Origin of the sequence: Streptomyces sp. cmx-4-9 (assembly GCF_046548835.1) — a bacterium.
Lineage (GTDB): Bacteria > Actinomycetota > Actinomycetes > Streptomycetales > Streptomycetaceae > Streptomyces.
Genome location: NZ_JAEBEE010000001.1, coordinates 1233637 through 1260629 on the forward strand (window position 1 = coordinate 1233637; position 26993 = coordinate 1260629).

Annotated in this window: 17 protein-coding genes and 2 rRNA genes; 7 read left to right on the forward strand and 12 right to left on the reverse strand. The window is 72.1% G+C overall.

From position 1 onward, the window contains the following. Positions 1 to 42: 42 nt before the first annotated feature. From ACLJTM_RS05750 to ACLJTM_RS05760, 3 genes are all read right to left on the reverse strand, one after another. Positions 43 to 5022, reverse strand: a complete 4980-nt coding sequence (locus tag ACLJTM_RS05750; RefSeq protein ID WP_411102211.1) for an NAD-glutamate dehydrogenase — start codon at positions 5020 to 5022, stop codon at positions 43 to 45. Between the two features lie 355 nt (positions 5023 to 5377). Then, a complete protein-coding gene (locus tag ACLJTM_RS05755) occupies positions 5378 to 6058 on the reverse strand; it encodes an HAD family hydrolase (RefSeq protein WP_411102212.1) in 681 nt (226 codons plus the stop codon). Further along, entirely contained in the window at positions 6055 to 6564 is a 510-nt protein-coding gene (locus tag ACLJTM_RS05760) for a DUF6912 family protein (protein ID WP_411102213.1), read from the reverse strand. Before ACLJTM_RS05760 ends, ACLJTM_RS05755 begins: the two co-directional genes overlap by 4 nt. A 340-nt stretch (positions 6565 to 6904) precedes the next feature. Between ACLJTM_RS05760 and ACLJTM_RS05765 the strand changes: the two genes are divergently transcribed. Beyond that, positions 6905 to 7387, forward strand: a complete 483-nt coding sequence (locus ACLJTM_RS05765) for an Rv3235 family protein (RefSeq protein ID WP_411102214.1) — start codon at positions 6905 to 6907, stop codon at positions 7385 to 7387. 182 nt (positions 7388 to 7569) lie between these two features. On the opposite strand, the gene secA is transcribed toward ACLJTM_RS05765, so the two are convergent. Beyond that, positions 7570 to 10368 carry a preprotein translocase subunit SecA gene (gene secA / locus ACLJTM_RS05770; RefSeq protein ID WP_411102215.1) on the reverse strand — a complete coding sequence of 933 codons (2799 nt, stop codon included), beginning with the start codon at positions 10366 to 10368 and terminating at the stop codon, positions 7570 to 7572. A 333-nt stretch (positions 10369 to 10701) separates the two neighbouring features. On the opposite strand from secA, the gene ACLJTM_RS05775 reads away from it, so the two are divergent. After that, positions 10702 to 11895: a winged helix-turn-helix domain-containing protein gene (locus ACLJTM_RS05775; RefSeq protein WP_411102216.1), complete on the forward strand. Its 1194-nt coding sequence runs from the start codon at positions 10702 to 10704 to the stop codon at positions 11893 to 11895. Between the two features lie 68 nt (positions 11896 to 11963). Here the strand turns inward: ACLJTM_RS05775 and ACLJTM_RS05780 are convergent, their stop codons facing one another. From ACLJTM_RS05780 to mtrA, 6 genes are all read right to left on the reverse strand, one after another. Continuing rightward, positions 11964 to 12704, reverse strand: a complete 741-nt coding sequence (locus tag ACLJTM_RS05780) for a response regulator (RefSeq protein ID WP_411102217.1) — start codon at positions 12702 to 12704, stop codon at positions 11964 to 11966. Positions 12705 to 12897: 193 nt separating this feature from the next. Further along, positions 12898 to 13593, reverse strand: coding sequence for a ribosome hibernation-promoting factor, HPF/YfiA family (hpf, locus tag ACLJTM_RS05785; RefSeq protein WP_411102297.1), 696 nt, complete (start codon positions 13591 to 13593; stop codon positions 12898 to 12900). Positions 13594 to 13939: 346 nt separating this feature from the next. Continuing rightward, on the reverse strand, positions 13940 to 14677 hold the full coding sequence (locus ACLJTM_RS05790) for a ComF family protein (RefSeq protein WP_411102218.1): 738 nt from the start codon (positions 14675 to 14677) through the stop codon (positions 13940 to 13942). A gap of 67 nt (positions 14678 to 14744) precedes the next feature. Then, complete coding sequence (locus ACLJTM_RS05795) at positions 14745 to 16688, reverse strand: LpqB family beta-propeller domain-containing protein (protein WP_411102219.1); 1944 nt, start codon at positions 16686 to 16688, stop codon at positions 14745 to 14747. Continuing rightward, entirely contained in the window at positions 16678 to 18630 is a 1953-nt protein-coding gene (gene mtrB / locus ACLJTM_RS05800; protein ID WP_411102220.1) for an MtrAB system histidine kinase MtrB, read from the reverse strand. The genes ACLJTM_RS05795 and mtrB overlap by 11 nt, the downstream gene beginning before the upstream one ends. Position 18631: 1 nt before the next feature. Beyond that, the gene (mtrA, locus tag ACLJTM_RS05805) at positions 18632 to 19321 is read right to left on the reverse strand and encodes a two-component system response regulator MtrA (protein WP_189747360.1); all 690 of its coding nucleotides are present in this window, start codon (positions 19319 to 19321) and stop codon (positions 18632 to 18634) included. A gap of 234 nt (positions 19322 to 19555) precedes the next feature. Between mtrA and ACLJTM_RS05810 the strand changes: the two genes are divergently transcribed. The 5 genes from ACLJTM_RS05810 to ACLJTM_RS05830 are packed head-to-tail and all read left to right on the forward strand — an operon-like array spanning position 19556 to position 25133. Further along, a complete protein-coding gene (locus ACLJTM_RS05810) occupies positions 19556 to 20899 on the forward strand; it encodes a hypothetical protein (RefSeq protein ID WP_411102221.1) in 1344 nt (447 codons plus the stop codon). Between the two features lie 7 nt (positions 20900 to 20906). Beyond that, the gene (locus ACLJTM_RS05815) at positions 20907 to 21584 is read left to right on the forward strand and encodes a DUF4129 domain-containing protein (protein WP_411102222.1); all 678 of its coding nucleotides are present in this window, start codon (positions 20907 to 20909) and stop codon (positions 21582 to 21584) included. After that, positions 21581 to 22846: a DUF4350 domain-containing protein gene (locus ACLJTM_RS05820; protein ID WP_411102223.1), complete on the forward strand. Its 1266-nt coding sequence runs from the start codon at positions 21581 to 21583 to the stop codon at positions 22844 to 22846. The genes ACLJTM_RS05815 and ACLJTM_RS05820 overlap by 4 nt, the downstream gene beginning before the upstream one ends. After that, complete coding sequence (locus ACLJTM_RS05825; protein WP_411102224.1) at positions 22843 to 23823, forward strand: AAA family ATPase; 981 nt, start codon at positions 22843 to 22845, stop codon at positions 23821 to 23823. Before ACLJTM_RS05820 ends, ACLJTM_RS05825 begins: the two co-directional genes overlap by 4 nt. Then, complete coding sequence (locus ACLJTM_RS05830; RefSeq protein ID WP_411102225.1) at positions 23823 to 25133, forward strand: DUF58 domain-containing protein; 1311 nt, start codon at positions 23823 to 23825, stop codon at positions 25131 to 25133. Before ACLJTM_RS05825 ends, ACLJTM_RS05830 begins: the two co-directional genes overlap by 1 nt. 156 nt (positions 25134 to 25289) lie before the next feature. Here the strand turns inward: ACLJTM_RS05830 and rrf are convergent. Both rrf and ACLJTM_RS05840 read right to left on the reverse strand, forming a co-directional pair. Further along, a 5S ribosomal RNA gene (rrf, locus tag ACLJTM_RS05835) occupies positions 25290 to 25406 on the reverse strand. 77 nt (positions 25407 to 25483) lie between these two features. Then, a 23S ribosomal RNA gene (locus tag ACLJTM_RS05840) occupies positions 25484 to 26993 on the reverse strand; the annotation flags it as partial.

Here is a 26993-nt window from a genome sequence, read left to right on the forward strand (position 1 = left end):
AGCACATCCGGGGGCCGGGGCCTTGCCGTGACCGCAGGCGGCCTAGCTGTGGGCGCGCAGCAGGCTGCGCATCGTCCGCATCGCCACCGACAGGTTCGCCAGGTCGAAGTCGTCCGAACTGCGGATCTCCTCCAGCGTCGTCCGGGCCCGGCCGATGATCGCCGCGTTCTTCTCCTCCCACGCCCGGAAGCGCTCCTCGGGAGTCGAGGTGCCGTTGCCCACCGACAGCACGTCGGCGGTCAGGGCCGCGTGCGCCGCGAACAGGTCCTCGCGGATGGAGGCACGGGCCATCGACTGCCAGCGGTCGGCCCGCGGCAGCTCGATGATCCGGTCCATCAGCTGGGTGATGTCCAGCCGGTCGGCGAGGTCGTAGTACACCTCGGCGACGTCCAGCGAGGCCACCCCCGTGCGGTCCGCGATGGCCACGACGTCCAGCGTGGGGAAGGCGGAGGAGAACCCGGCGACCTTGGCCGCCAGTTCCTCCGGGACGCCCTCGCCGATCAGCTCGTCCATGATCGACTGGTACCACTCCAGGTCCGCACCGCGAACCAGCTTCGGCACCTCCGCCCAGACGTGCGCGACCCGCTCGGCGAAGAACTCGATGGTCTCGGTCACCTGGAGCGGCTGCGGCCGGTTGTTGAGCAGCCAGCGGGTGCCGCGCTCGACCAGCCGCCGCGAGTGCAGCCTGATCCGGGTCTGGACACCGGCCTCGACCTTGTTGTCCAGCGCCTCGACCGCGTCCCACACTTCGGCCAGTCCGAAGATCTCGCGGGCCGCGAGCTGCGCCCGGACGATCTCCTCCGTGGAGGCTCCGGTCTCCTCCCGCAGCCGGTGCAGGAAGGTCGAACCACCCGTGTTGACGGTGTCGTTGACCAGGACGGTCGTGATGATCTCCCGGCGCAGCGCGTGCCCGTCGATCTGGTCGGGGAAGGCGTCGCGCAGGGCGGACGGAAAGTACGCGTAGAGCAGCCGGCGCAGGTACGGGTCGTCCGGCAGCCCGGTGGCGATGAGCTCGTCCGCCGTGGTGATCTTGGTGTAGGCGAACAGGACGGCCAGCTCCGGCTGGGTCAGGCCCTTGCCGTTGTTCAGGAGTTCGCGGATCTGCCGGTCGGCGGGCAGGAACTCCAGCTGCCTGTTCAGCAGCCCGGCGCGCTCCAGCCGGCGCATGAACCGCTGCTGGGCGTGGAGCAGGCTGGGGGCCTGGGCCGCACCGTTGGCGAGCGCCACGTTCTGCGCGTAGTTGTTGCGCAGCACCAGGTGCCCGACCTCGTCGGTCATCTCGGCGAGGAGGCGGTTGCGCTGCTTCACGGTCATGTCGCCGTCGGTGACGACCGCGTTCAGCAGGATCTTGATGTTCACCTCGTGGTCGGAGGTGTCCACGCCCGCGCTGTTGTCGATGGCGTCGGTGTTGATCCGGCCGCCTTCGCCGCCTGCGCCGGTCCGGGCGAACTCGATCCGGCCGAGCTGGGTCAGGCCCAGGTTGCCGCCCTCGCCGATGACCTTGGCCCGCACGTCGGAGCCGTTGACGCGGATCGCGTCGTTGGCCTTGTCGCCGACGTCCGCGTGGGTCTCGGCCGTCGCCTTGACGTAGGTGCCGATGCCGCCGTTCCACAGCAGGTCCACCGGGGACTGGAGGATCGCCTTCATCAGGTCGGCCGGGGTCATCTTGGTGACGCCCGCCTCGATGCCGAGGGCTTCGCGGACGTGCGCGTTGACCGGGATCGACTTGGCGCTGCGCGGGTGGATGCCGCCGCCCGCGGACAGCAGCGAGGTGTCGTAGTCGGCCCACGAGGAGCGCGGCAGCTCGAACAGCCGGCGGCGCTCCGCGTACGAGGTCGCCGCGTCCGGGGTCGGGTCGATGAAGATGTGCCGGTGGTCGAAGGCGGCGACCAGGCGGATGTGCTCGGAGAGCAGCATGCCGTTGCCGAAGACGTCACCGGACATGTCGCCGACGCCGACGACCGTGAAGTCCTGGGTCTGGGTGTCGTGCCCGAGCTCCCGGAAGTGCCGCTTGACGGACTCCCAGGCGCCGCGGGCGGTGATGCCCATGCCCTTGTGGTCGTAGCCGGCGGAACCGCCGGAGGCGAAGGCGTCCCCGAGCCAGAACCCGTAGGACTCCGCGACCCCGTTGGCGATGTCGGAGAAGGTCGCGGTGCCCTTGTCGGCCGCGACGACGAGGTAGGTGTCGTCCTCGTCGTGGCGGACCACGCCGGTCGGCGGGACGACCTCGCCCGCAACCATGTTGTCGGTGATGTCGAGCAGCGCCGAGATGAAGATCTTGTACGAGGCGATGCCCTCGGCCAGCCACGCGTCGCGGTCCACCGACGGGTCGGGGAGGTTCTTGGCGACGAAGCCGCCCTTGGCGCCGACCGGCACGATGACGGTGTTCTTCACCATCTGCGCCTTGACCAGGCCGAGGATCTCCGTACGGAAGTCCTCGCGGCGGTCGGACCAGCGCAGGCCGCCTCGGGCGACCTTGCCGAAGCGCAGGTGCACGCCCTCGACACGCGGGGAGTACACCCAGATCTCGAAGGCCGGGCGCGGCGCCGGGAGGTCCGGGATGGCCTGCGGGTCGAACTTCATCGACACGTAGGAGTGCGGCTCGCCGGCCGTGGTCCGCTGGAAGAAGTTGGTGCGCAGCGTCGCCTTGATGAGGGTGAGGAAGGCCCGCAGGATGCGGTCCTCGTCCAGGGAGGCGACCTGGTCCAGGGCTCCGTCCAGCTCCTCCAGCATGGCGTCGACGAGCTCGCTGCCCGCGGCCTGGCGGCCGGGGGACATGCGCGCCTCGAAGAGCGAGACCAGCAGCCGGGTGGTGTGGACGTTGTTGCGGAGGGTGTCCTCCATGTAGTCCTGGCTGAAGGTGGAGCCGGCCTGGCGCATGTACTTGGCGTACGCGCGCAGGACGACGGCCTGCCGCCAGGTCAGTCCGGCCCCCAGCACCAGGGTGTTGAAGTTGTCGTTCTCCGCGTCGCCCTGCCAGACCGCGGCGAAGGCCTCCTGGAAGCGCTCGCGGGCGTCGTCGCCGAGGTAGTGGGACGAGGCGCCGTCACCACTGCCGGTGGGCAGCGGCATCCGCAGGCCGAAGTCGTAGATCCAGGCGCTGACCCGGTCGGAGCGGCGCAGTTCGTACGGGCGCTCGTCGGTGACCTCGACGCCCAGGCGCTGCAGCACCGGCAGCACCGCGGACAGCGAGACCTGCTCGCCGGTGCGGTAGATCTTGAACCGGCGCTCGCCGGGGCCCGCGCCGACCGGCTCGTACAGCGAGAGCGCGAACTCGCGGTCGCTGGCGGAGAGCCGTTCGAGGTGGCAGAGGTCGGCGACCGCCGCGCGCGGCGAGTGGTCGGCCTTGTAGCCCTCCGGGAAGGAGGTGCCGTACTTGCGCAGCAGTTCGGCGGCGCGCTCCTCGCCCAGCTCGGCGACCAGGGCCTCGCCGAACCCGTCGGCCCAGGAGCGTGCGGCCTCGACCAGCCGCGCCTCGATGCGCTCGACGTCGGCGTCGGTGAGGACGGGCAGCTCGGTGCCCTGCGGGACGCGGACGACGAAGTGGATGCGGGAGAGGATCGACTCGGTGTTCCACGCGGTGAAGTCGACGCTGGTGCCGTCGAGCTCCTCCTTGAGGATGTCCATCAGCCGCAGCCGGACGCCCGTGGTGAACCGGTCGCGCGGCAGGTAGACCAGCGCGGAGTAGTAGCGCCCGTACTCGTCCTGGCGCAGGTACAGCCGCAGCCGGCGGCGCTCCTGCAGGTACAGGACGGAGGTGACGATGGCCCGGAGCTGGTCGACCGGGGTCTGGAACAGCTCGTCGCGCGGGTAGGTCTCCAGGATCTGCAGCAGGTCGCGGCCGTCGTGGCTGCTCGGCGCGAAGCCGGCGCCTTCGAGGACCTCGGCGACCTTGCGGCGGACGACCGGGACCCGGCGCACCGACTCGGTGTAGGCGGCGGAGGAGAACAGCCCGAGGAAGCGGCGTTCGCCGACGACGTTGCCGTCGGCGTCGAACTTCTTGACGCCCACGTAGTCCAGGTACGACGGACGGTGCACGGTGGAGCGGCTGTTGGCCTTGGTCAGCACCAGCAGGCGGTGCTCGCGGGCCTTGGCGCGGGCATCGGCCGGCAGCCGGTTGAAGGAGGGCGAGACGGGGTGTCCGTCCTCCTTGTCGCTGTGGTGCGGGTCGGCGCGCAGGATGCCGAGGCCGGTGCCGGGCACGGCGGTCAGCGAGTCGCCGTCCACCAGGTCGTACTCGCGGTAGCCGAGGAAGGTGAAGTGGTCGTCGGCGAGCCAGCGCAGCAGTTCGCCGGCCTCTTCCTGCTCGTACTCGCGCAGGTCGGGCGCGCTGGGCTCGCCGGACAGGCCCGCGGCGATGCGCAGCGCGGCCTCGCGCATCTTCTCCCAGTCCTCGACGGACTCGCGCACGTCGGACAGCACGCGGCGCAGGTCGCCGGTGATCTGCTTGAGGTCGGCCCGGTCGGTCTCGCGGTCGATCTCGACGTGGATCCAGGACTCGACGAAGGAGTCGTGGGGGCGCGCGGTGCGGGGGCCGTGGGCGTCGCAGTCGGAGCCGAGGATCTCGATCAGCCGGCCGGCGACGTCGCGGCGGACGACGACCTGCGGGTGGATCACGACGTGGATGCCGCGGCCCTGGCGGGACAGCTCGTTGGTGACGGAGTCCACGAGGAACGGCATGTCGTCGGTGACCACCTCGACGACGGAGTGGCTGGAGGTCCAGCCGTTCTCCTCCACCGTGGGGGTGTGCACGCGCACGTTCGCCGTGCCCTGCGGCCGGTTCTCGGCGAGCCGGTAGTGCGAGAGCGCACCGCCGTACACGTCGACGGGGTCCCGGTCCAAGAGGTCTTCGGGGGCGGTGTGCAGGTAGTAGCGCTGGAGGTAGGAGAGCACCGTGTCCCCGTCGGGACGCTCTCCCTGCTCGGACCCAGTCGGAAGTAGCCCCCCGGCCGGGCTGTGCTCAGCTACCCGGGCCGCCCGTGCGAGCAGCTCGGCCTTTGCTTCGTCCAGCTTGGTCTGCATGTCCTCTGGCTCCTGTCGCGCGCCATTGCGTGACGTAGGTGAAGGAAGGAATGGCATAGTGCCGCGGTGCGGGGTGCGCTTCCGGAATCGACGCTATGCCGTCGAGAGGGCCGACCGGGAGGGAATCAGCCAAGATCGGCGGAAGCTCCCGGCGGCGGGGATCGGCGAAGACCCGGGCACGTCCGTGCGCCGGGCTCAGGCCGGGGGCGTCGCTGCCCCCGATGACTATCGCGCTGATCACGGGTCAAGGCTATCTCCCCGCACCCCCGGCCCGTCATGAGCTGTATGTGTACAAATCCGGGGGTGGAACTTTGACACTCTGGACAGCGACGCGCGCCGGCTTCCGTGCCCGGTGCTATCCGGCCAGCTCGCGGGCGGTGCGGACGGCTTCGGCCAGCGAGTCCACGACGGGCACACCGGCTGATTCCAGACTGCTGCGGCTGTGCGAACCGCCCGTGTAGAGCACGGCCCGGGCGCCGACGTGCGCGGCCGCGAGCGCATCGTCCACGGCGTCCCCGATCAGGACCGTACGGGCCGCGCTCACCCCCGTCCCCTCCAGGGCGGCCATGTGGCGCACGAGGTGCTCGGCCTTGGAGGTGTGGGAGGGGCCGGTGCGGCCGTCGACGCGCAGGAAGTAGCGGTCGATGCCGTGCGTGCGCACCAGCGGCACCAGCCGGTCGTGGGGCGCCAGGGACAGCAGGGACTGGGTCAGCCCGTCCCGCTCCCAGTCCTGGAGCAGCTCCAGGGCGCCCTCGGCGAGTCCGGACGCCTCGGCGGCGGCCCAGTAGTGACGGTGGAAGGCCTCGTCCATGACCACCCATTCCTCGTCGGTGGGCAGCCTCCCCATCAGCCGCTCGTAGAACTTCGGCACCGGGACCACGTACAGGTCGCGGTAGGACGCCAGGGTGATCGGCGCGAAACCGAGCTCGGCGAAGGAGGCGTTCGTCGCGACGAGGACGGCGTCGATGTCGTGCAGCAGGGTGCCGTTCCAGTCCCAGACGATGTGGGCCCGGCCGGCGGTCGTCCCGGCGCTCATGCCAGCAGCCCCGGGATCTCCTGCACCCCGAACCACAGCAGCTCGTGGTCCTCGGCGCCGTCGACCACCGCACGGGCGCCGCCGTCCCCGGCGTCGGCGGCCGCCAGGGCCCCCGCCGCGGCCGCGACGTCCTCCTCGGCGTCCGCGGCGTCCACGTGCACCGCGGCGGCCACGGAGAGCCGTACGGAATCGGCCAGGGCCACCCGGCCCAGGGCGGCCTCGTCGTCCCCGCCGGCGGCGGGGGCGGGGGCCGCGGCCCGGTCGGCCACGTCCACGGCGACGACCACGCGCCGGCGCGGGGCGGCCGCGTCCTCGGCGAGCATCCGCAGGGAGGCCGCGGCGGCCCGGCCCAGGGCCGCGTACTCCAGCTCCTCGGTGTCGTCCGAGACGAACCACTCGCGCAGTTCCGGGGTGACGGCGTACGCACGCAGCGGGGCGGGGCCCAGCTCACCCGCCCGGTGCGCCTCGGAGAGCCCGGGGAGGGTCAGGGGGACGTACACGCGCATGGCCGGCCGCTTTCGGTAGTCGGAAAACGCCCCCAGGATACGACTGCGGGCCGCGGGCCGGTCGAGGGTGCCGGGGGCTCCGACGGAGTGACGGCCCGCGTACCCCTTCGGGCTGCCGCTCCGGGCGCGGGCCACGTCCACCCCGGTACGCCCACCGGGGCCCCGCCGCGGGTCCCGGAGGCGGCGCGGGGAGCGGGGGACACCCGGATAGGTGAAGCGCCCGGCCGCGCGGCGGGGGCGGCCGGGCGGTTGCGGAGCGTGTGCGGCGACCGTAGAAGGTCCCCATCAAGTTACCGCCCGGTACCCGCCCGGGCCCGGCCTTTTTCGGGGGCAGAGCGCGATGGACACCACGACGCGGAGCACGATCGGCGGCGGCGCGGCCCGCCGCGGGCCCGGCGGACCCGCCCGCACCCGCCCCGCGGGCCGCCGCGACGGCCGCCGCCCGGGCGACGCCCCGCGCCCGGCGCAGGCGCCCCGTCCGGCCGGTCCGCCCCGTGCGGCCCCCGCCGGGCCCCACCACTGGTTCGCGGAGCGCCTGCTGGCGGTGGTCAGCGGCCGCCGCCCGGTGCACTCGCTCCTCGGCCACACCGTGGGGCCCGCCTACCAGCAGCTGGTCACCCTGGCTCCCGCGGACCCGCTGCGCGACCGGCTGAGCCCGGTCGTGCGCCAGTGCGGCCGCTTCATCCCCGGCCCCGGGGTCATCGAGGCCTTCGCCCGCATCGCGACGGGTGAACGCGTCACCGCGATGGCCTTCCGCCTGGAGCAGGGCCAGGACCTGCGCTGGCGCTGCGCGGCCGTCGAGATCCGCGGCCCCCGCCCGTGACCCGCCGCGGCGGGCCCGGTGACAGCCCCGGAACCGCGCCCCGGGCCAGGGCCGGGCAGAACGCCGCTCGGGCGGGGGCACGGGCTCGGGCTCGGGCCCGGGCTCGGGTGGCGCAGAACGCGGCCGGGGCCGGACACCGTGCAGGTGTCCGGCCCCGGCCGGTGGACTCGACCCCCGCGGGGTCACTTCTTGCGTCGGCGCCCGCCGGTGGCCTTCTGCGCCTTGCGGCGCTCCGCCCGCGTCATCCCGTCGCCGTCGGCCGGGCCGTTCTCGAAGTCGCCCTCGATCACACCGCCCTCGCCGTCGACGGTCGGCGCCGAGAAGTGCAGCCGGTCCGGGCGCTGCGGGGCGTCCAGCCCCTTCGCGCGGATCTCCGGACGCGTGGCGGTGGCCACGGCCGAGTCCTTCGTCAGGGACGGCGCGTCCTGCACCGGGAGCTCCTCGACCTGCTGCTCGACCTGGACCTCCAGGTTGAACAGGTAGCCGACGGACTCCTCCTTGATGCCGTCCTGCATGGCGTTGAACATGTCGAAGCCCTCGCGCTGGTACTCGACCAGCGGGTCCTTCTGGGCCATCGCCCGCAGGCCGATGCCCTCCTGCAGGTAGTCCATCTCGTACAGGTGCTCGCGCCACTTGCGGTCCAGCACCGACAGCACCACGCGCCGCTCCAGCTCGCGCATGATGTCGGAGCCGAGGGTCTTCTCACGGGCCTCGTACTGCTCGTGGATGTCGTCCTTGACGGACTCCGCGATGAACTCGGCGGTGATGCCCGCCCGGTCACCCGCGGCCTCCTCCAGCTCCTCCACCGTCACCTTGATCGGGTAGAGCTGCTTGAAGGCGCCCCACAGCCGGTCCAGGTCCCACTCCTCGGCGAAGCCCTCGACCGTCTCGGCCGCGATGTACGCGTCGATCGTGTCGTCCATCATGTGGCGGACCTGCTCCTGGAGGTCCTCGCCCTCCAGCACCCGGCGGCGCTCGCTGTAGATGACCTCGCGCTGGCGGCTGAGGACCTCGTCGTACTTCAGGACGTTCTTGCGCGTCTCGAAGTTCTGGGTCTCCACCTGCGACTGCGCGGACGCGATCGCGCGCGTCACCATCTTGTTCTCGATCGGCACGTCGTCCGGCACATTGGCCATCGCCATGACCCGCTCGACCATCTGCGCCTTGAACAGGCGCATCAGGTCGTCGCCCAGCGACAGGTAGAAGCGGGACTCGCCCGGGTCGCCCTGGCGGCCGCTGCGGCCGCGCAGCTGGTTGTCGATGCGGCGCGACTCGTGGCGCTCGGTGCCCAGCACGTACAGCCCGCCGAGCTCCTTGACCTCCTCGAACTCCGCCTTGACGGCCGCCTCGGCCCGGGTGAGCGCCTCGGGCAGGGCGTGCGCCCACTCCTCGATGTGCTCCTCGGGGTCCAGGCCGCGCTGGCGCAGCTCGGCCTCGGCGAGGTCGTCCGGGTTGCCGCCGAGCTTGATGTCGGTACCGCGGCCGGCCATGTTCGTGGCGACCGTGACGGCGCCGCGGCGGCCGGCCTGGGCGACGATGGTCGCCTCGCGGTCGTGCTGCTTGGCGTTGAGGACCTCGTGCGGGACGCCCCGCTTGGAGAGCTGCTGCGAGAGGTACTCGGACTTCTCGACCGAGGTCGTGCCGACCAGGATCGGCTGGCCCTTCTCGTGCTTCTCCGCGATGTCGTCGACGACGGCCGCGAACTTCGCGACCTCGGTGCGGTAGATCAGGTCCGCCTGGTCCTTGCGGACCATCGCGCGGTTGGTGGGGATCGGGACGACGCCGAGCTTGTAGATCTGGTGGAACTCGGCGGCCTCGGTCATGGCCGTACCGGTCATGCCCGACAGCTTCGAGTAGAGGCGGAAGAAGTTCTGCAGGGTGATCGTGGCGAGGGTCTGGTTCTCGTCCTTGATGTCCACCCCTTCCTTCGCCTCGATCGCCTGGTGCATGCCCTCGTTGTAGCGGCGGCCGGCCAGGATGCGGCCGGTGTGCTCGTCGACGATCATGACCTCGCCGTCGATGACGACGTAGTCCTTGTCGACCTTGAACAGTTCCTTCGCCTTGATGGCGTTGTTCAGGTAGCCGACGAGGGGGGTGTTGACCGACTCGTAGAGGTTCTCGATGCCGAGCCAGTCCTCGACCTTCGCGACACCCGACTCGTGGATGGCGACGGTGCGCTTCTTCTCGTCGACCTCGTAGTCGCCGGTCTCCTCGATGCCCTTGAGGGGCTGGCCGGCCTCGCCCTTGGTCAGCCGGGTGACCAGCTTGGCGAAGTCGCCGTACCACTTCGTGGCCTGGTCGGCCGGGCCGGAGATGATCAGCGGGGTACGGGCCTCGTCGACCAGGATCGAGTCGACCTCGTCGACCACGGCGAAGTTGTGGCCGCGCTGGACGAGCTCGTCCTGGGACCACGCCATGTTGTCGCGCAGGTAGTCGAAGCCGAACTCGTTGTTCGTGCCGTACGTGATGTCGCAGGCGTACTGCTCCCGGCGCTGCGCCGGCGACATGTTCGCCAGGATGCAGCCGACCTCCAGGCCGAGGAACTTGTGCACCCGGCCCATCATCTCGGAGTCGCGCTCGGCGAGGTAGTCGTTCACCGTGATCAGGTGGACGCCCTTGCCGGACAGCGCGTTCAGGTACGCGGGCAGCGTGCCGACGAGGGTCTTGCCCTCACCGGTCTTCATCTCGGCCACGTAGCCGAGGTGCAGCGCCGCGCCGCCCATGAGCTGCACGTCGTAGTGCCGCTGGCCCAGGACGCGCTTGGCGGCCTCGCGGACCGTCGCGAAGGCCTCGGGCAGCAGGTCGTCCAGGCTCTCGCCGTCCTGGTAGCGCTGCTTGTACTCGTCCGTGAGCGCCCGCAACTCGGCGTCGGAGAGGTTGACGAAGTCCTCTTCGATGGAGTTGACCTGGTCCGCGATGCGGTGCAGTTTGCGCAGGATCTTGCCTTCGCCTGCACGCATGAGCTTGTTGAAGACGGACACCGAGGTTTGTCTCCTTGCCGGTCGGGCCTGAGCACTGTACGTACACGGGCACGGCAGGTGGGCCCCACCGCAACGGCCATCGTAAGCGAGGACGTGGTCGCGTCGGGAGGTCCGCCGTACCGCCAGGGCACGGGCGCCCGGAATGAGAACGTACGGGGGGCACGGAAGGTGCCGCGGTTCCCGGCCGCGATTGCGTAAAACCCTCGCCGCCGGCCCGGCGGACGCCCTGCGCCGCGCTACGGGAAGGGGCCCGCCCGCGGCCTGCCCCGCGCGAGGTCCGGCCGCCCCCTCGCGCACCCGCCCGCTGTCGGTGGCGGACCCTAGGCTGCGACCATGACGACGCCCGCGCCCCGCCTCCCGCAGCCGCACGTGTCCCTGTCCGCCGACGAGGCGCGGCGGATCGCCCTGCGCGCCCAGGGGTTCGTCGGAGCGCCCGACCGGCGCTCCGGGGTCCGCGGCGTCCTGCGCCACCTGGGCGCCGTGCAGCTGGACACGATCTCGGTGCTGGCCCGGTCACACGAGCTGGTCCCGTACGCCCGCCTCGGCGCGGTCGGCCGCGAGGCGGTGGAATCGGCCTACTGGTCGGACCGTCACGCCTTCGAGTACTGGTCGCACGCGGCCTGCATCCTGCCCGTCGAGGAATGGCCGCACTTCGCCTTCCGCCGCCGGGCCCGCCGGGCGCGCGGCCACCGCTGGCACGTCCTGCAGGACAAGGAGCGCTCGACGCGGGCCGTACTGGACCGGCTGCGCGCCGACGGCCCGCTGACCTCGACCGAGCTGGGCGGCGCCAAGAACGGCGGCGAGTGGTTCGACTGGTCCGAGACCAAGATCGCGGTGGAGTGGCTGCTGGACACCGGCGAGGTGGTCTGCGGCGAGCGCCGCGGCTGGAAGCGGGTCTACGACCTGCCCGAGCGGGCCGTTCCGGACGCACTGCTCCACGACGACCTGGACGACCGCGAGTGCCTGCGCCGCCTCGTGGCCCTGGCCGGGCAGTCCCTGGGCGTCGGCACCCGCGCCGACATCGCGGACTACCACCGGCTGGCCGGGGCACAGGTGGACGCGGTGATCGCCGACTCCGGGCTGGTCCCCGTCGAGGTCGAGGGCTGGGCCAAGCCCGCCTGGGCGGATCCGGCGGCGCTCGCCGCGGCCCCCCGCGGCCGCCACCGCACCACGCTGCTCTCCCCGTTCGACTCCCTGGTCTGGGACCGGCCGCGCACCGAGCGGATCTTCGGCTTCGTCCACCGGCTGGAGGCGTACGTCCCCAAGCCCCGGCGGATCCACGGGTACTTCGCGATGCCGCTGCTGTCGGGCGGCCGGCTGAGGGGCCGCGTCGACCCGGCCCGCGAGGGCGCCACCCTGGTGGCCCGGCAGCTCTCCCTGGAGTCGCCCGGGGCCGCCGGCGCCATGGCCGAGGCCCTGTGGGAGGCCGCGCAGTGGGTGGGCTGCGAGGAGGTCCGCGTCGAGCGCGCCGCGTCCCCGGCGGAGGCGGCGGCCGTCACCGCGGAACTCCGCGCCCGGGGCGCCTGAACGGCCGGGGCGGCAGCGGGGCCCGCGACCAGCCGGGAGCGGCGGGTCGGCAGTGGCAGCCCGGAGATCTAGCGGATTTCGAGGATCTTCTCCCGCATCGCGTAGACCACGGCCTCCATCCGGGAGTGCAGTTGCAGCTTCTCCAGGATGTTGCGGACGTGGTTCTTCACGGTGTTCTCGGAAATGAACAACTGCTTCGCGATGTCGCGGTTGTTCATGCCCGTGGCCACCAGCTTGAGGACCTCCAGCTCCCGGTCCGTCAGCCGCGGCGCCGGCACCAGCCGGCGCTCGTCCGTGCGCTGGATCATCGACTTGAACTCGGTGAGCAGCTTCGACGCCATCGACGGGCTGATCTGCGACTGGCCGTCGGCCACCGCGCGGATCGCGGTGGCCACCTCGTCCGTGGAGATCTCCTTCAGGAGGTACCCGGTCGCGCCCGCCTTGATCGCGTCGTAGAGGTCCGCCTCCTCGTCGCTGATCGTCAGCATGATGATCTTCGCGGAGGGGGCCACCTCCTTGATCGAGGTGCAGGCCTCGATCCCGCCGCGGCGGGGCATCCGCACGTCCATCAGCACGATGTCCGGCAGCAGGTCCGCGGCCTTGTCCACCGCCTCCGCGCCGTCCCCGGCCTCGCCGACGACCTGGATGTCCTCCTCCTGCGCGAGGACGATCTCCAGTCCGCGCCGGAAGAGTGCGTGGTCGTCGACCACGAGGACCCGGATGGGCTCCCCGCCCGGGGTGCCCGCGGGCTCCGCCTCGCGGAAGCCCGCGCCGCCGTCACCGCGCACCGGCCCGAAGCTGTCCGCCATCGTCCACTCCCCCTGCATGTTCCGAACTGCCGGGCCAACCGGAAAGGCACCGCCGCCGGTTGACTGCCCGCCATGATTCCATGCCCGCACCACGGCGCGGGGGACTCCCGGTGACCGGGTGGCGCATACGCGTGCATACAGGTGCCCCTGCGGGACGCCTCGGGCGACCCGCAGGGGCAGCGAAACCTGTGTACTAGCCGCCGAGCGCGCCGCCCGCGCCACCGCGCGGTTCCTCGGAACTGGAGGCGCCGTCCGGGTTCACGTGGATGACGCCGTAGTCGTATGCGTGACGCCGGTAGACGACGCTGGGCAGCTTCGTGTCGGAGTCGACGAACAGATAGAAGTCGTGACCGACCAGTTCCATTTCATAAAGGGCCTGGTCGAGCGACATGGGCGCGGCCGAGTGGGTCTTTTCACGGACGATCAGCGGGCCTTCGCCCTGCACTTCCAGCGGTCCGATCCTCGTGGTCGGCACCGCGTCCGTCTTCTCCTCGGAGACCACCTCTCCGCTGCCGTTCAGGTGCGCGGCGTCCGGCACCACGTCGGCGACCTCCGCCGCCGGGATCCGTCCGCTGCCGCGCCGGGTGTGGCGCTTGTCGTGCTGCTTGCGCAGCCGGGCCTCCAGCTTGTCCTGAGCGAGGTCGAGCGCCGCATACGGGTCCGCGGCGGCGGCCTCCGCCCGGATCACGGGGCCCCGCGAGTGCAGGGTGATCTCCACGCGGTCGGAACGGTCGGCCTGGCGCGGGTTGTGCTCCTTGGACACCTCGACGTCCAAGCTGATCACCTTGGCGTCGAGCTTCTGGATCCGCTCCGGATTCAGCTTTTCGGCCACGTGCTTGCGGAACCGGTCGGGCACCTCGGTCTTGCGGCCCTTGACGACGATGTCCACGCAGAACTCCGTTCCCGGATAGCTCCACCCCGCGGGGCGGAGCATCTCCCTTTCGCACCAGACTCCGATGAACACCGGAGCCCCGGACTTGGCGACTTCCACCTCCTCCTCCTCCACCGGCACGGTGTGCACCCTGCCGACTTCGGAGTCGGGAGACAGCCTCCTGACACGAAGGTTTCCAAAAACTGCGATCCGATGCGCGGGGCCTCAAGGTTCGCCAGTTCCTCACAACCGAACATATCTCTCCAGGCCGGTTGTCGGCACCCGCTACCGGAACGTACCTCCGTCGAGGTGACTGTTCCCTCTTACTACCTGCAACGATGGGCCTTCCCCGCCGGTTCCGAATCTATTCACGGGATTTTTGCCCCCTGCTCCTTGTCGACCGGATCTGTACGAACGAGTCCGCGGACGCGGCCACCACCGCCGCCCCCGGAACAGCTGCCGACAGGCCCGCGGCCCGTACCGCCCGCGCTGCTTCCGCGAGGGTCGCCCCGGTGGTGACCACGTCGTCGACGAGCACGATCCGGGCCCCGGCGGTCACCCGGGGCCCGTCCCGGCACACCTCCAGCGCACCGGCGAGGTTCTCCCGGCGCTGTACGGCTCCCAGGCCCGCCTGGTCGGCCACCGTCCGCCGCTGGCGCAGTACGGGCGCCACGCGCGCCGCGACCCCGGCCCGCCGCAGCCGCGCCGCGGCCGCGCAGGCGATCCTGCGCACCGGATCGTGCCCGCGGGCCCGGACCTGCCGCCGCGCCGAGGGCACCGGGACCAGGACCAGCTCCCCGCCGCGGCCGCCTGCCGTGCCGGAGTGCACCGCCGCCGCGAGCGCCCGGCCGAGCGGCCCCGCCAGCGGCAGCGCCCCGCGCTCCTTGTGCGCGAGGAGCACGGCCCGCACGGCCCCGCCGTACACGGCGGCCGCATGCACCGCGGGCAGCCCCGCGGGGCGCGGGGACGGGGACACGGGCCCCGCGCCCGCGCCGCTCAGCTCGTCCCCGCAGGGGTCGCACAGCCGGACCCGGGCGGCTCCGCAGCCGGCGCAGTCGACCGGCAGGGCCAGCCCGGCGAGTTCCTGCCACCACGTGCGCATGCCTCCACTGTCCCGGTCCCGGGAGGGGCCCGCCACCCCTGTGGACAACGGGCCGGGCGCCCCCGGCTCAGCCCGGGTAGACCGGGTCCCGTCCGTCCGGGGTGACCGTCCGCCACTGCGCGCCCGGCGGCAGCCACACGATCCCGTCGTCCTCCAGGTACGCCACCACCGGCCGCGCCTTCGTCTCGTCCTCCGAGGCCGCGACCGCGATGAGCCCGGTGGCCCCGGGGAGGCTGCCCGCGACCATCGACCCGTCCGCCAGCATGTAGCGCGCCTGGCGCACCCCGCCGCTCTCGCGGCCCACCACCAGCAGCCGGCCCCGGGGCGCCCAGCTCATGGCCGTCACCTCGGCCATCTGCGGCGCGGCCCGGCGCAGCTCGCGCACCGACACCGCGGAGGTGTCGCCCTTGCCCTCGGGACGCTCGATCCGCCCGATGTACAGGACGGTGCGCCCGCCGTTCTCCACCAGCAGCGCGATCCGCACCCCGTCGGAGGAGACCCGCAGTGCGGTGATCCGGCCGTCCAGCCCGGCCACCTGCACCTTCTCCGCGGCCCCCGCGCCGTTCGGCACCCGGTACAGCCCGGCGTGCTGCGGGTCCTGGTCGGCCACCCACACGTCTCCCGCCGCGTCCCAGCTCGGCGCGCTGAGCCCGTTCGGCTTGCCGCCCTTGCCGGTCAGCGCCGGCGGGGGCATGGCCTCGGCGGTGGACAGCGGGACCACGTACAGGCTGCGGGTGTCCTCGGAGACCACCGCGGCCCGCCGCTCGTCGTGGGACACGGCCGCCGAGGCGAGCTTGAACCCGGCGGGCAGCGGCGACGGCACCCGCTCGGACCGGGCCTGCTGGTCCTCGGTGGTGGCGTCGAGCTTCATCCGGACCAGCCGGCTCTCGTTGTCGACGTAGTACTGGTACTCGGGGGCGCGGACCCGGTTGGCGATCACGGCCGCGGCCGACTCGGTCACGACGCACAGCGAGGACGACTTCCCGTCGGAGCGCAGCAGTTCGACGCGCTCCAGCCGGGAGGCCGACAACTCCTTCACGGTGTAGAGGAGTTGCGTGGCCATCTTCTGGCACTGCGGCTGCGTGACGTTGTCGGCCTTGTCGTTGAGCGGTACCCGCAGCGTGTTCTGGCCGTCGTAGGAGAGGGACTTGGTGCCCGCGCGCAGCTCCGTTCCGCTGGGGAAGCTGGAGGCCACGACCGGTCCGAGCCAGTTGGACGGCCCCGCGAGCAGCGACTGGACGGTCTGCGTGGTGGGGTCCATCCGCGACTCGGGGTCGCTGCGCTGGCGTACGTACACCTGGTCGGCGACGAGCGTGCCGCCGGCGAAGTAGTACTTGTTGACGGGCATGTAGATGCGCTGGAAGTCCGATTCGCTGAGCACCAGGCTCGCGGGCGGGCGGGCGATCCGCCACTGCTTGTTCTCCTGGACGAGCTGGAGGTACTCCTCGTACTGCCCGCCGCCGGTCTCCGGCTGGTAGGCGCTGCGCTCGTCCACCGTGGCCAGCTTGCGCCCGGTCACCTTCCAGCGGGGGCCCGCCGGGTCCTTCTCGCCCTGTACGGAGCGCCGGTCGAGCCCGGCGGCGAGCACAGTGACGGCCGCGCCGGGCCGCCAGGTCTTCGCGGCCTCCTCCGTGAGGTACTTGCGGGCCGTCTCCAGCTGCGGGTCGTCGCTGGTCATGGCCTCCAGGAAGCCGTCGACGATCTCGGCCGCGCTGGCCTTGTCGGCCGGCGGGACGCTGAACACCCGCACCTGGGAGTCGACGCCCTGCGAGGCCTCCAGCGGGCGGATCTCGCCGTGGTCGGGCATGGAGGCGCAGCCGGCCAGCAGCAGGCCGGCCAGCAGCAGGGCGTGGGCGCGGACGGCCCGCGGGAGCCTGCGACGCACCGTCGCCCGTCCGCGGAGCCCGCTCGGGCCGTCCCGGCCGTCCCGGCCGCCCCGGCCGGCCCGCCCGCTGCGGCCGTCCGCCCGCCGTTCGCCGCCCGCCCGCCCGGCCATGGGCTCAGCCTCCATCCGCTCGGTCCTCCTGTGGTGACTGGTCGGCCGGCCGCGCCACGACCCGGGCGCCGTTGCCGGGCAGGGCCGTGGGGTCCGCGGGGACCGGCATCGCCCCGGCGACCGGCGAGCGCGGCGGTATCGGCGAGCGGTCCCCGCCCTCCGGCGGGCGACGCCGCTGCGCCGCGCCGCCCGCGGCCTCCGCGGCCTCCGCGGCGGCCTTGGCCCGGTTGGCCCGGGAGTCCTCGGGCTCCAGCGGGATGGGCGAGCCGCGCAGCGGCTCGTCGGCGGTGCGCGGCAGGGTGAGGCGGAACTGGGAGCCTCCGCCGGGCTCACCCCAGGCCTGGAGCCAGCCGCCGTGCAGCCGGGCGTCCTCGACGGCGATGGACAGGCCGAGGCCGGTCCCGCCGGTGGTGCGGGCGCGGGCCGGGTCGGCCCGCCAGAAGCGGTTGAAGACGCGGGTGGCCTCGCCGGGCTTGAGTCCGACCCCGTAGTCCCGCACGGCGACCGCCACGGCCCCGCCCGCCGAGGCGAGCCGGACCACCACGTCGCGGCCCTCGCCGTGCTCCACGGCGTTGACGACCAGGTTGCGCAGCACCCGCTCCACGCGCCGGGAGTCCGCCTCGGCGATCACCGGCTGGGTGTCGCCCAGGACGCGGATGCGGGTGCCCTTGTGCTCGGCGAGCGGCTCGGCTCCGCCGATGACGCGGTGCACGACGTCGCGGAGGTCGATCGGCTCGGCCTCCAGGGCGGCGGCGCCCGCGTCGAAGCGGCTGATCTCCAGCAGGTCGGCGAGGAGGGACTCGAAGCGGTCGAGCTGCCCGGCGAGCAGTTCCGCGGAGCGCGCCGTGACCGGGTCGAAGTCCACTCGGGCGTCGTGGATGACGTCGGCGGCCATCCGTACGGTCGTCAGCGGGGTCCGCAGCTCGTGCGAGACGTCCGAGACGAAGCGGCGCTGCATCCGGGACAGGTCCTCCAGCTGCTGGATCTTGTTCTGGAGGTTCTGGGCCATCTTGTTGAAGGCCTCGCCGAGGCGTGCGATGTCGTCCTCGCCGGTGACCTTCATCCGTTCCTGGAGGCGTCCGGCGGAGAGCCGCTCGGCGATTCCGGCGGCCATCCGTACGGGCGTGACGACCTGGCGCACGACCAGCCAGGCGATGCCGCCGAGGAGGACCACGACGAACAGGCCCGCGGTGGAGATGGTGACCTTGACCAGGTTGAGGGACTCCTCCTCCTGGGTCAGCGGGAACAGGTAGTACAGGTCGTACGGCTCCCCGTTGATGTCGGTGAGCCGCTTGCCCACCACCAGCGCCGGCTCGGGGGCCTTCTCCCCGGCTCCGGCGGTGTAGCGGATCTGGGAGAAGGTCTTGAAGGCCCCGGTGGCGTGGTTGACGGCGGTGCGCAGCGCCAGCGGGACGCTCGCGTCCGGGTCGACGTTGCCGGAGGCGCGGGCGCCGCGGACGCCGAGCGCGTTGGGGCCCGCCTGCTCCACACCGGTGCCCGCGCCGAGCGCGACCACCTCGAAGGCGGTCTGTCCGCCACTGGCAAGCTGTTTGACCAGCGAGTTCATCCAGGTGCTGGCATCGCGGCCGACCCGGTTGTCCGTGGCGTCGGACCCGTCCACCGTCGCCGGCGTGTTGGCCTTCTCCTGCGCGACGGCGAAACCGCCGGCGGCCTGGCTCTGTGCGGCCTCCTCCTTGGCTTCGAGGAGGCCCCTGCTGACCTGGGCGATGACGACGAAGCCGAGGGCGAGGACCACGGCCAGCGATATCAGCAGGGTGGCGGCGACCACCCGCAGCTGGATGTTGCGCCGCCACAGCCGGACAGCCGGGAGCAGCGGCCGGCGTACGAGGCGTACGAACAGCCGCAGCACGGGGCCGGCCGGAGCCGCGTCCTGGAGCAGCCGGCCGCCCCGCAGGACGCCCCGGCGGGAACCGGCCCGGTTCCGGCCAGGCTGCACGTCAGCTGGGTCCGGCCTTGTAGCCGACACCGCGCACCGTCACGACGATCTCGGGGCGCTCCGGGTCCTTCTCAACCTTGGAGCGCAGGCGCTGCACGTGCACGTTCACCAGGCGGGTGTCCGCGGCGTGCCGGTAGCCCCAGACCTGCTCCAGCAGCACCTCGCGGGTGAAGACCTGCCAGGGCTTGCGCGCGAGGGCGACCAGCAGGTCGAACTCGAGCGGGGTCAGGGCGATGGAGGCGCCGTCGCGCTTGACGGAGTGCCCGGCCACGTCGATGACGAGGTCACCGATGGCCAGCTGCTCCGGCGCAGGCTCCTCCGACCTGCGCAGACGCGCCCGGATTCGGGCCACCAACTCCTTCGGTTTGAACGGCTTCACGATGTAGTCGTCGGCGCCGGACTCCAGGCCCACGACCACGTCCACCGTGTCACTCTTGGCGGTGAGCATGACAATGGGCACTCCCGATTCGGCCCGGATCAGCCTGCACACCTCTATGCCGTCCCTCCCGGGCAGCATGAGGTCGAGCAGCACCAGGTCCGGCTTCGCCTCCCGGAAGGCAGCCAGTGCCTTGTCGCCGTCCGCTACGAACGACGGCTCAAAACCTTCTCCACGCAGCACAATGCCGAGCATCTCGGCCAGCGCGGTGTCGTCGTCGACGACAAGGACGCGTCCCTTCATGGTTGACATCATCCCATTAGCTAATCGTTACCTGGCGGTGAGCTGTCCCACAGCCAAAAGGGCTGGAAATCGCCCCTCGGGCCTGCGTGGAGATCAGGTCGACCAGTCTGCCCCGGATCCGGGTGACAATTGAAGGTACGGGCTGACCGGGATCCGGGGGGACGGCTGGTCCGATCGTGGGCCCCCCGTGGCACGATGGCACCGACCAGCGCCCCCGCCGCAGCAGGTGCACGTGAAGGAGCGACGATGAACGACTCTCCGGGCTGGGCTACGCCCGGATCCTCCCCGTCCGACGGCGAGCGGCCGGGGGCACCTGCCGACCAGTCGGGCCCCGGCGCCGCGGAGCCGCCCGCCCGGCCGGCGCCGCCCGCAGCACCCGCCGGCGACCAGAAATGGTCGGCCCAGCAGCCCCCGCCCGGCCAGTGGTCGAGCCCCGGCACCGGTACGCCCCCCGGCCCCGGCCAGAACCCCCCGCACGCCCCTCAGGGGCAGGGCTGGGGACCGTACGGCCCGCAGCCGGGCGACACCCCCGGCGCCCCGTACCCGGGCCCGTACGGCCGGCAGGGCGCCCCGTACGGCCAACCGGGCGGCCCGGCCCCCTGGGGCAAACCCCACGCGGCCAAGCCCGGCATCATCCCGCTGCGCCCCCTGGGCCTCGGGGAGATCCTCGACGGCGCCGTCGGCATCCTGCGCAAGCAGTGGCGCGCGGTCCTCGCCGTCAGCCTGGTGGTCGCCGCCCTGCTCCAGGTCGCCCTGCTCTTCATCCAGCGCGCCACGCTGGACGGCGCCACCGCTTTCGACCCCGGCCGCAGGGCGACCCCCTCCGAGACCCTCGACGCCCTGGGCGACGCCCTGGTCGGGTACCTGTACAGCTACTACGCCGAGATCCTCGGCCTGTTCCTGGTCACCGCGGCCCTCGCGCCCGTGGTCAGCGCGGCCGTCCTCGGCCGCAGGTCGACCCTGTCCGGCACGCTGCGCGCCCTGCGCCCGCTGGCGGGACGCATGGCCGCCCTGACCCTCGTCCTGCTGCTCGGCTCGCTCGCCGCCGGGGTCCTGCCGATGCTGCCCGGCCTCTTGTCCGGCAGCGCCCCGCTGACCGCGCTGGGCTTCCCCGTCGGCCTCGTCCTGCTCGCCTGGTTCTACGTGTCCTTCCTCCTCGCCCCGCCCGCACTGATGCTGGAGCGCGGCAGCGTCACCGACGCGCTCAAGCGCTCCGCGAAGCTGGTCAAGGGCGCCTGGTGGCGGATCTGCGGCATCAGCCTGCTCACCGCCCTCATCGCCAAACTCACCGCCGCGGTCATCGTCATGCCGTTCGCGATCACCGCCATGGTCGTGGCGCCGGGCGGCATGGACTCCTTCCTCAATGGCTCCGCCACCGAGAGCTGGAGCTTCCTGATCATCGCCGCCATCGGCTCGGTCGTCGCCGCCGCCGTCACCCTGCCCATGCAGACGGGCGTCACCACCCTCCTGTACGTCGACCAGCGCATCCGCCGCGAAGCCCTCGACCTGGAGCTCGTCCGGGCCGCCGGGATCGCGGACCACGGCGCTGCGCCCGCGCAGCCCGCCGGCGGACCGGTGACCGGGGGCTGATGAACCGATGACGGGCAGGGGGGCCTTGACCGACCGCGCCGCGGCACTGCCGGCCGCGGAGACACCGCCGGTGACCACACCGCGCGATCCCGCCCGGGAGGCGGCCGAACGGGAGCTGTCCGAACGGCTCTACCACCAGGACGACCCGAGCCTGTTCAGCCGTGCCGTGGACCGGCTCTGGGAGTGGATCGGCGGGCTCCTGGACCGCGCCTCCGGGGCGACCCCCGGCGGCGCCGTGGGCCTCCTCGTGATCGTCCTCGTCGCGGCCCTCGCCCTCGCCGCCCTCTGGTGGCGGCTGGGCTCCCCCCGCCGCACCGCCGGGACGGCGGGCGTCCTCTTCGGCGGCGGGCTCCGCAGCGCCGCGGACCACCGCAGGGCCGCCGACGCCCACGCCGCCGCGGGCCGCTGGACCGAAGCCGTCCAGGAGCGCATGCGCGCCGTCGTCCGCTCCCTGGAGGAGCGCACCCTCCTGGACCCGCGGCCCGGCCGCACCGCCGACGAGGCGGCCGCCGAAGCCGCCGTCTCGCTCCCCGACCACGCAGCGGACCTGCGCGCCGCCGCCCGCGCCTTCGACGACGTCACCTACGGCGGCCGCACCGGCCGCCCCGAAACGTACGAACGGCTGCGCGCCCTCGACTCCACCCTGGACCGCGCCAAGCCGGTCCTGACGGGACCCACCGCATGACCGGCACCGCCCCGGCCACGGGCGCCACCCCCGCCGACGCACCCCCCACGAGCGCCGCCGACCCCGCGGGCACCCCCGCCGCCGGCACCTCCACCGCACCCGGCGCCGCGGCGCTCTGGCGCCGCCACCGCGGGGCCGCGGCCGTCCTCGGCATCCTCCTCGTCTCCGCGCTCGCCCTGGCCGCCCTCGACCGGGGCACCCGGTACGGGCACCTCGACCCCCGCTCCGCCGCCCCCACCGGCAGCCGGGCCGTCGCCGAACTCCTGCGCGAACGCGGGGTCACCACCCGGGTCGTCACCACCGCCCGCGAAGCCGCCGACGCCGCCGGCCCCCGCACCACCCTGCTGGTCACCCGCCCCGACCTGCTCGGCGAGACCCAACTGCGCAGCCTGCGCACGGCCGCTGACCTCTCTGGCGGCCGCACGGTCCTGCTCGGCCCCGGCGCCCGCAGCCTGCCCACCCTGGCCCCCGGCGTGCACGCCGAGGGCAGCGCCGCCGCGGACGACCCCGCCCCCGCCTGCACCCTGCCGGCCGCCGTCTCCGCGGGCCGCGCGAGCACCGGCTCCGGGCTGCGCTACAGCACCACCCGCCCCGGAGCCGTCTCCTGTTACCCCAGCGGCGGCCGCCCCACCCTCCTCGTCCTGCCCGCCGGCACCACCGGCACCTCGGGCGGCGACACCGTCGTCCTCGGATCCGAGACGGCCCTCCTCAACGAGAGCCTCGCCGAGGAGGGCAACGCCTCCCTCGCCCTGCAACTCCTCGGCTCCCGCCCGGACCTCGTCTGGTACCTGCCCTCCCTCACCGACGCGGACGCTCCGTCGGCCACGGAGGACAAGGCCCTCTTCGACCTCGTCCCGGCCGGCTGGTCCTGGGCCCTCCTCCAGCTCTTCCTCGCCGCCGCCCTCGCCGCCCTGTGGCGCAGCCGCCGCCTCGGCCCCCTCGTCACGGAGCACCTCCCCGTGGCCATCCGCGCCTCGGAGACCACCGAGGGGCGCGCCCGCCTCTACCGCAAGGCCGGGGCCCGCGACCGCGCCGCCGCGGTCCTGCGGGGCGCCGCCCGCGGACGCCTCGCCGCGCTGACCGGCGTACCGGCCTCCCGGGCCGACGACCCGGCCGCGCTGGTCCCTTCCGTCGCCGCCCGGCTCCCGGACACCCGCGACGTCACCTCCCTGCTCTTCGGCCCCGCCCCTTCCGACGACGCGGCCCTCGTCGCGCTCGCCGACCACCTCGACGCCCTCGAAAGAGAGGTCCGCACGTCATGACGTCCCCGGCCACCGAGTCCGCCACCGCGGACAGCGCCCGCGCTTCCCTCGAAGCGCTCCGCACCGAGATCGGCAAGGCCGTGGTCGGCCAGGACTCCGCCGTCACCGGTCTCGTCGTCGCCCTGCTGTGCCGCGGCCACGTGCTCCTCGAAGGCGTCCCCGGCGTCGCGAAGACCCTGCTGGTCCGCGCCTTGGCCGCCTCCCTCGCACTCGACACCAAACGCGTCCAGTTCACCCCCGACCTGATGCCCAGCGATGTCACGGGCTCGCTGGTCTACGACGCCCGCACCGCCGAGTTCTCCTTCCAGAACGGCCCGGTGTTCACCCACCTCCTCCTCGCGGACGAGATCAACCGGACCCCTCCCAAGACCCAGTCCTCGCTCCTCGAAGCGATGGAGGAACGCCAGGTCACGGTCGACGGCACCGCCCGCCCGCTCCCCGAGCCCTTCCTCGTCGCCGCCACCATGAACCCGCTGGAGTACGAGGGCACCTACCCCCTCCCGGAAGCCCAGCTCGACCGCTTCCTCCTCAAACTCACGGTGCCCCTGCCCTCCCGCGAGGACGAGATCGGCGTCCTGACCCGGCACGCCGCCGGCTTCGACCCGCGCGACCTGCACGCCGCCGGCGTCCGCCCCGTCGCCGGCCCGGCGCAGCTCGAAGCCGCCCGGGAGGCCGTCGCCAAGGTGTCCGTCTCCCCCGAGATCGCCGGGTACGTCGTCGACGTCTGCCGCGCCACCCGCGAATCGCCGTCCCTGACCCTCGGCGTCTCCCCCCGCGGTGCGACCGCCCTGCTGGCCACCGCCCGCGCCTGGGCCTGGCTCACCGGCCGCGACTACGTCACCCCCGACGACGTCAAGGCCCTCGCCCTGCCCACCCTCCGCCACCGCGTCCAGCTGCGGCCGGAAGCGGAGATGGAGGGAGTCAAGGCCGACGCTGTTATCACCGCGATCCTCTCCCACGTCCCCGTCCCGCGCTGATGGCCCTCACCGGACGCGCCGCCCTGCTGGCGGCCCTCGGCAGCATCCCCATCGGCGTCCTCGAACCGAGCTGGACGGGCCTCCTCGCCGTCAACGGCTCCCTGGCCCTGGCCTGCGCCGTCGACCACGTCCTCGCGGCCCCCGTCCGCAGCCTCCGGCTGGCCCGCTCCGGCGACACCTCGGTCCGCCTCGGCGACACCGCCGACGTCCATCTGACGCTCACCAACCGCAGCGGCCGCCGGCTGCGGGCCCGGGTCCGCGACGCCTGGCCCCCGAGCAGCTGGCTCCCGGGCACGGAGGGCGCCGCTTCCCGGCACTCCGTCACCGTCCCGGCGGGTGAACGCCGCCGCCTGACGACCCGTCTGCAGCCCACCCGGCGCGGCGACCGCACAGCGGACCGCGTCACGATCCGCTCGTACGGCCCGCTCGGCCTGTGGGCCCGCCAGGGCGCCCACACCGTGCCCTGGACGGTCCGCGTCCTGCCGCCCTTCGCCAGCCGCAAGCACCTGCCCTCCCGGCTGGCCCGGCTGCGCGAACTCGACGGCCGCACCAGTCTCCTGACCCGCGGCGAGGGCACCGAGTTCGACAGCCTCCGCGACTATGTGCCCGGCGACGACACCCGCTCCATCGACTGGCGGGCCACCGCTCGCCAGAACAAGGTGGCCGTCCGCACCTGGCGCCCGGAACGCGACCGCCACATCCTGATCTGCCTGGACACCGGCCGCACGTCCGCGGGCCGCGTCGGTGACGCCCCCCGCCTGGACTCCGCGATGGACGCGGCCCTGCTGCTGGCCGCCCTCGCCACCCGCGCCGGGGACCGGGTGGACCTGCTGGCCCACGACCGGAGCCCCCGCGCCCGGGTTCAGGGCCGCCCCGCCGGCGACGTCCTGCCGTCCTTCGTGAACGCGATGGCCACCTTGGAACCGGAGCTCGTCGAAACCGACTCCCGCGCCCTGGTGTCGACCGTCCTGCGCAGCGCCCCGCGCCGCTCCCTGGTGGTCCTCCTGACGAGCCTGGACCAGGCCCCGGTGGAAGAGGGCCTGCTGCCGGTCCTGCCGCGGCTCACGCAGCGCCACACGGTCCTGCTGGCCTCGGTGGCCGACCCGCACGTGGCCGCCATGGCACGCTCCCGCGGCTCCGTGGACGCGGTGTACGAGGCCGCCGCGGGCGCCCAGTCGCAGGCGCAGCGCCGCCGGACCGCCGAGCAGCTCACCCGGCACGGCGTCCACGTGGTCGACGCCACCCCGGACACCCTGGCCCCGGCCCTCGCCGACGCCTACCTCGCCCTGAAAGCCGCCGGCCGCCTCTGAAGTCCGTCGCCCGTTCTCCTCCGGGTCCTGTCTCGCACGGGACCCGGAAGGGGGCGTACGGACGAAATCATCCGCTCGCACGTATCCGGTCGGGAACGCAGAAAAGCCCCGCACCGTGCCCGTGAAGGGCTGGTGCGGGGCTTTCCCACAATGATTGTTCGGCGGCGTCCTACTCTCCCACAGGGTCCCCCCTGCAGTACCATCGGCGCTGAAAGGCTTAGCTTCCGGGTTCGGAATGTAACCGGGCGTTTCCCTAACGCTATGACCACCGAAACACTATGAAAATTTGAACGCTGGCATGAACACAGCTGTTCGTTATTTCAGAACTAACACAGTGGACGCGAGCAACTGAGGACAAGCCCTCGGCCTATTAGTACCAGTCAGCTTCACCCGTTACCGGGCTTCCACATCTGGCCTATCAACCCAGTCGTCTACTGGGAGCCTTACCCTCTCAAGGAGGTGGGAATACTCATCTTGAAGCAGGCTTCCCGCTTAGATGCTTTCAGCGGTTATCCCTCCCGAACGTAGCCAACCAGCCATGCCCTTGGCAGGACAACTGGCACACCAGAGGTTCGTCCGTCCCGGTCCTCTCGTACTAGGGACAGCCCTTCTCAATATTCCTACGCGCACAGCGGATAGGGACCGAACTGTCTCACGACGTTCTAAACCCAGCTCGCGTACCGCTTTAATGGGCGAACAGCCCAACCCTTGGGACCGACTCCAGCCCCAGGATGCGACGAGCCGACATCGAGGTGCCAAACCATCCCGTCGATATGGACTCTTGGGGAAGATCAGCCTGTTATCCCCGGGGTACCTTTTATCCGTTGAGCGACGGCGCTTCCACAAGCCACCGCCGGATCACTAGTCCCGACTTTCGTCCCTGCTCGACCCGTCGGTCTCACAGTCAAGCTCCCTTGTGCACTTACACTCAACACCTGATTGCCAACCAGGCTGAGGGAACCTTTGGGCGCCTCCGTTACCCTTTGGGAGGCAACCGCCCCAGTTAAACTACCCATCAGACACTGTCCCTGATCCGGATCACGGACCGAGGTTAGACATCCAGCACGACCAGAGTGGTATTTCAACGGCGACTCCACAACCACTGGCGTGGCTGCTTCAAAGTCTCCCACCTATCCTACACAAGCCGAACCGAACACCAATATCAAACTATAGTAAAGGTCCCGGGGTCTTTCCGTCCTGCTGCGCGAAACGAGCATCTTTACTCGTAGTGCAATTTCACCGGGCCTATGGTTGAGACAGTCGAGAAGTCGTTACGCCATTCGTGCAGGTCGGAACTTACCCGACAAGGAATTTCGCTACCTTAGGATGGTTATAGTTACCACCGCCGTTTACTGGCGCTTAAGTTCTCAGCTTCGCACACCCGAAAGTGTACTAACCGGTCCCCTTAACGTTCCAGCACCGGGCAGGCGTCAGTCCGTATACATCGCCTTACGGCTTCGCACGGACCTGTGTTTTTAGTAAACAGTCGCTTCTCGCTGGTCTCTGCGGCCACCCCCAGCTCACGGAGTAAATCCGATCACCAGTGATGGCCCCCCTTCTCCCGAAGTTACGGGGGCATTTTGCCGAGTTCCTTAACCATAGTTCACCCGAACGCCTCGGTATTCTCTACCTGACCACCTGAGTCGGTTTAGGGTACGGGCCGCCATGAAACTCGCTAGAGGCTTTTCTCGACAGCATAGGATCATCCACTTCACCACAATCGGCTCGGCATCAGGTCTCAGCCTTAACGAGGGACGGATTTGCCTACCCCTCGGCCTACACCCTTACCCCGGGACTACCACCGCCCGGGCTGGACTACCTTCCTGCGTCACCCCATCGCTTACCTACTACCACCTTGGA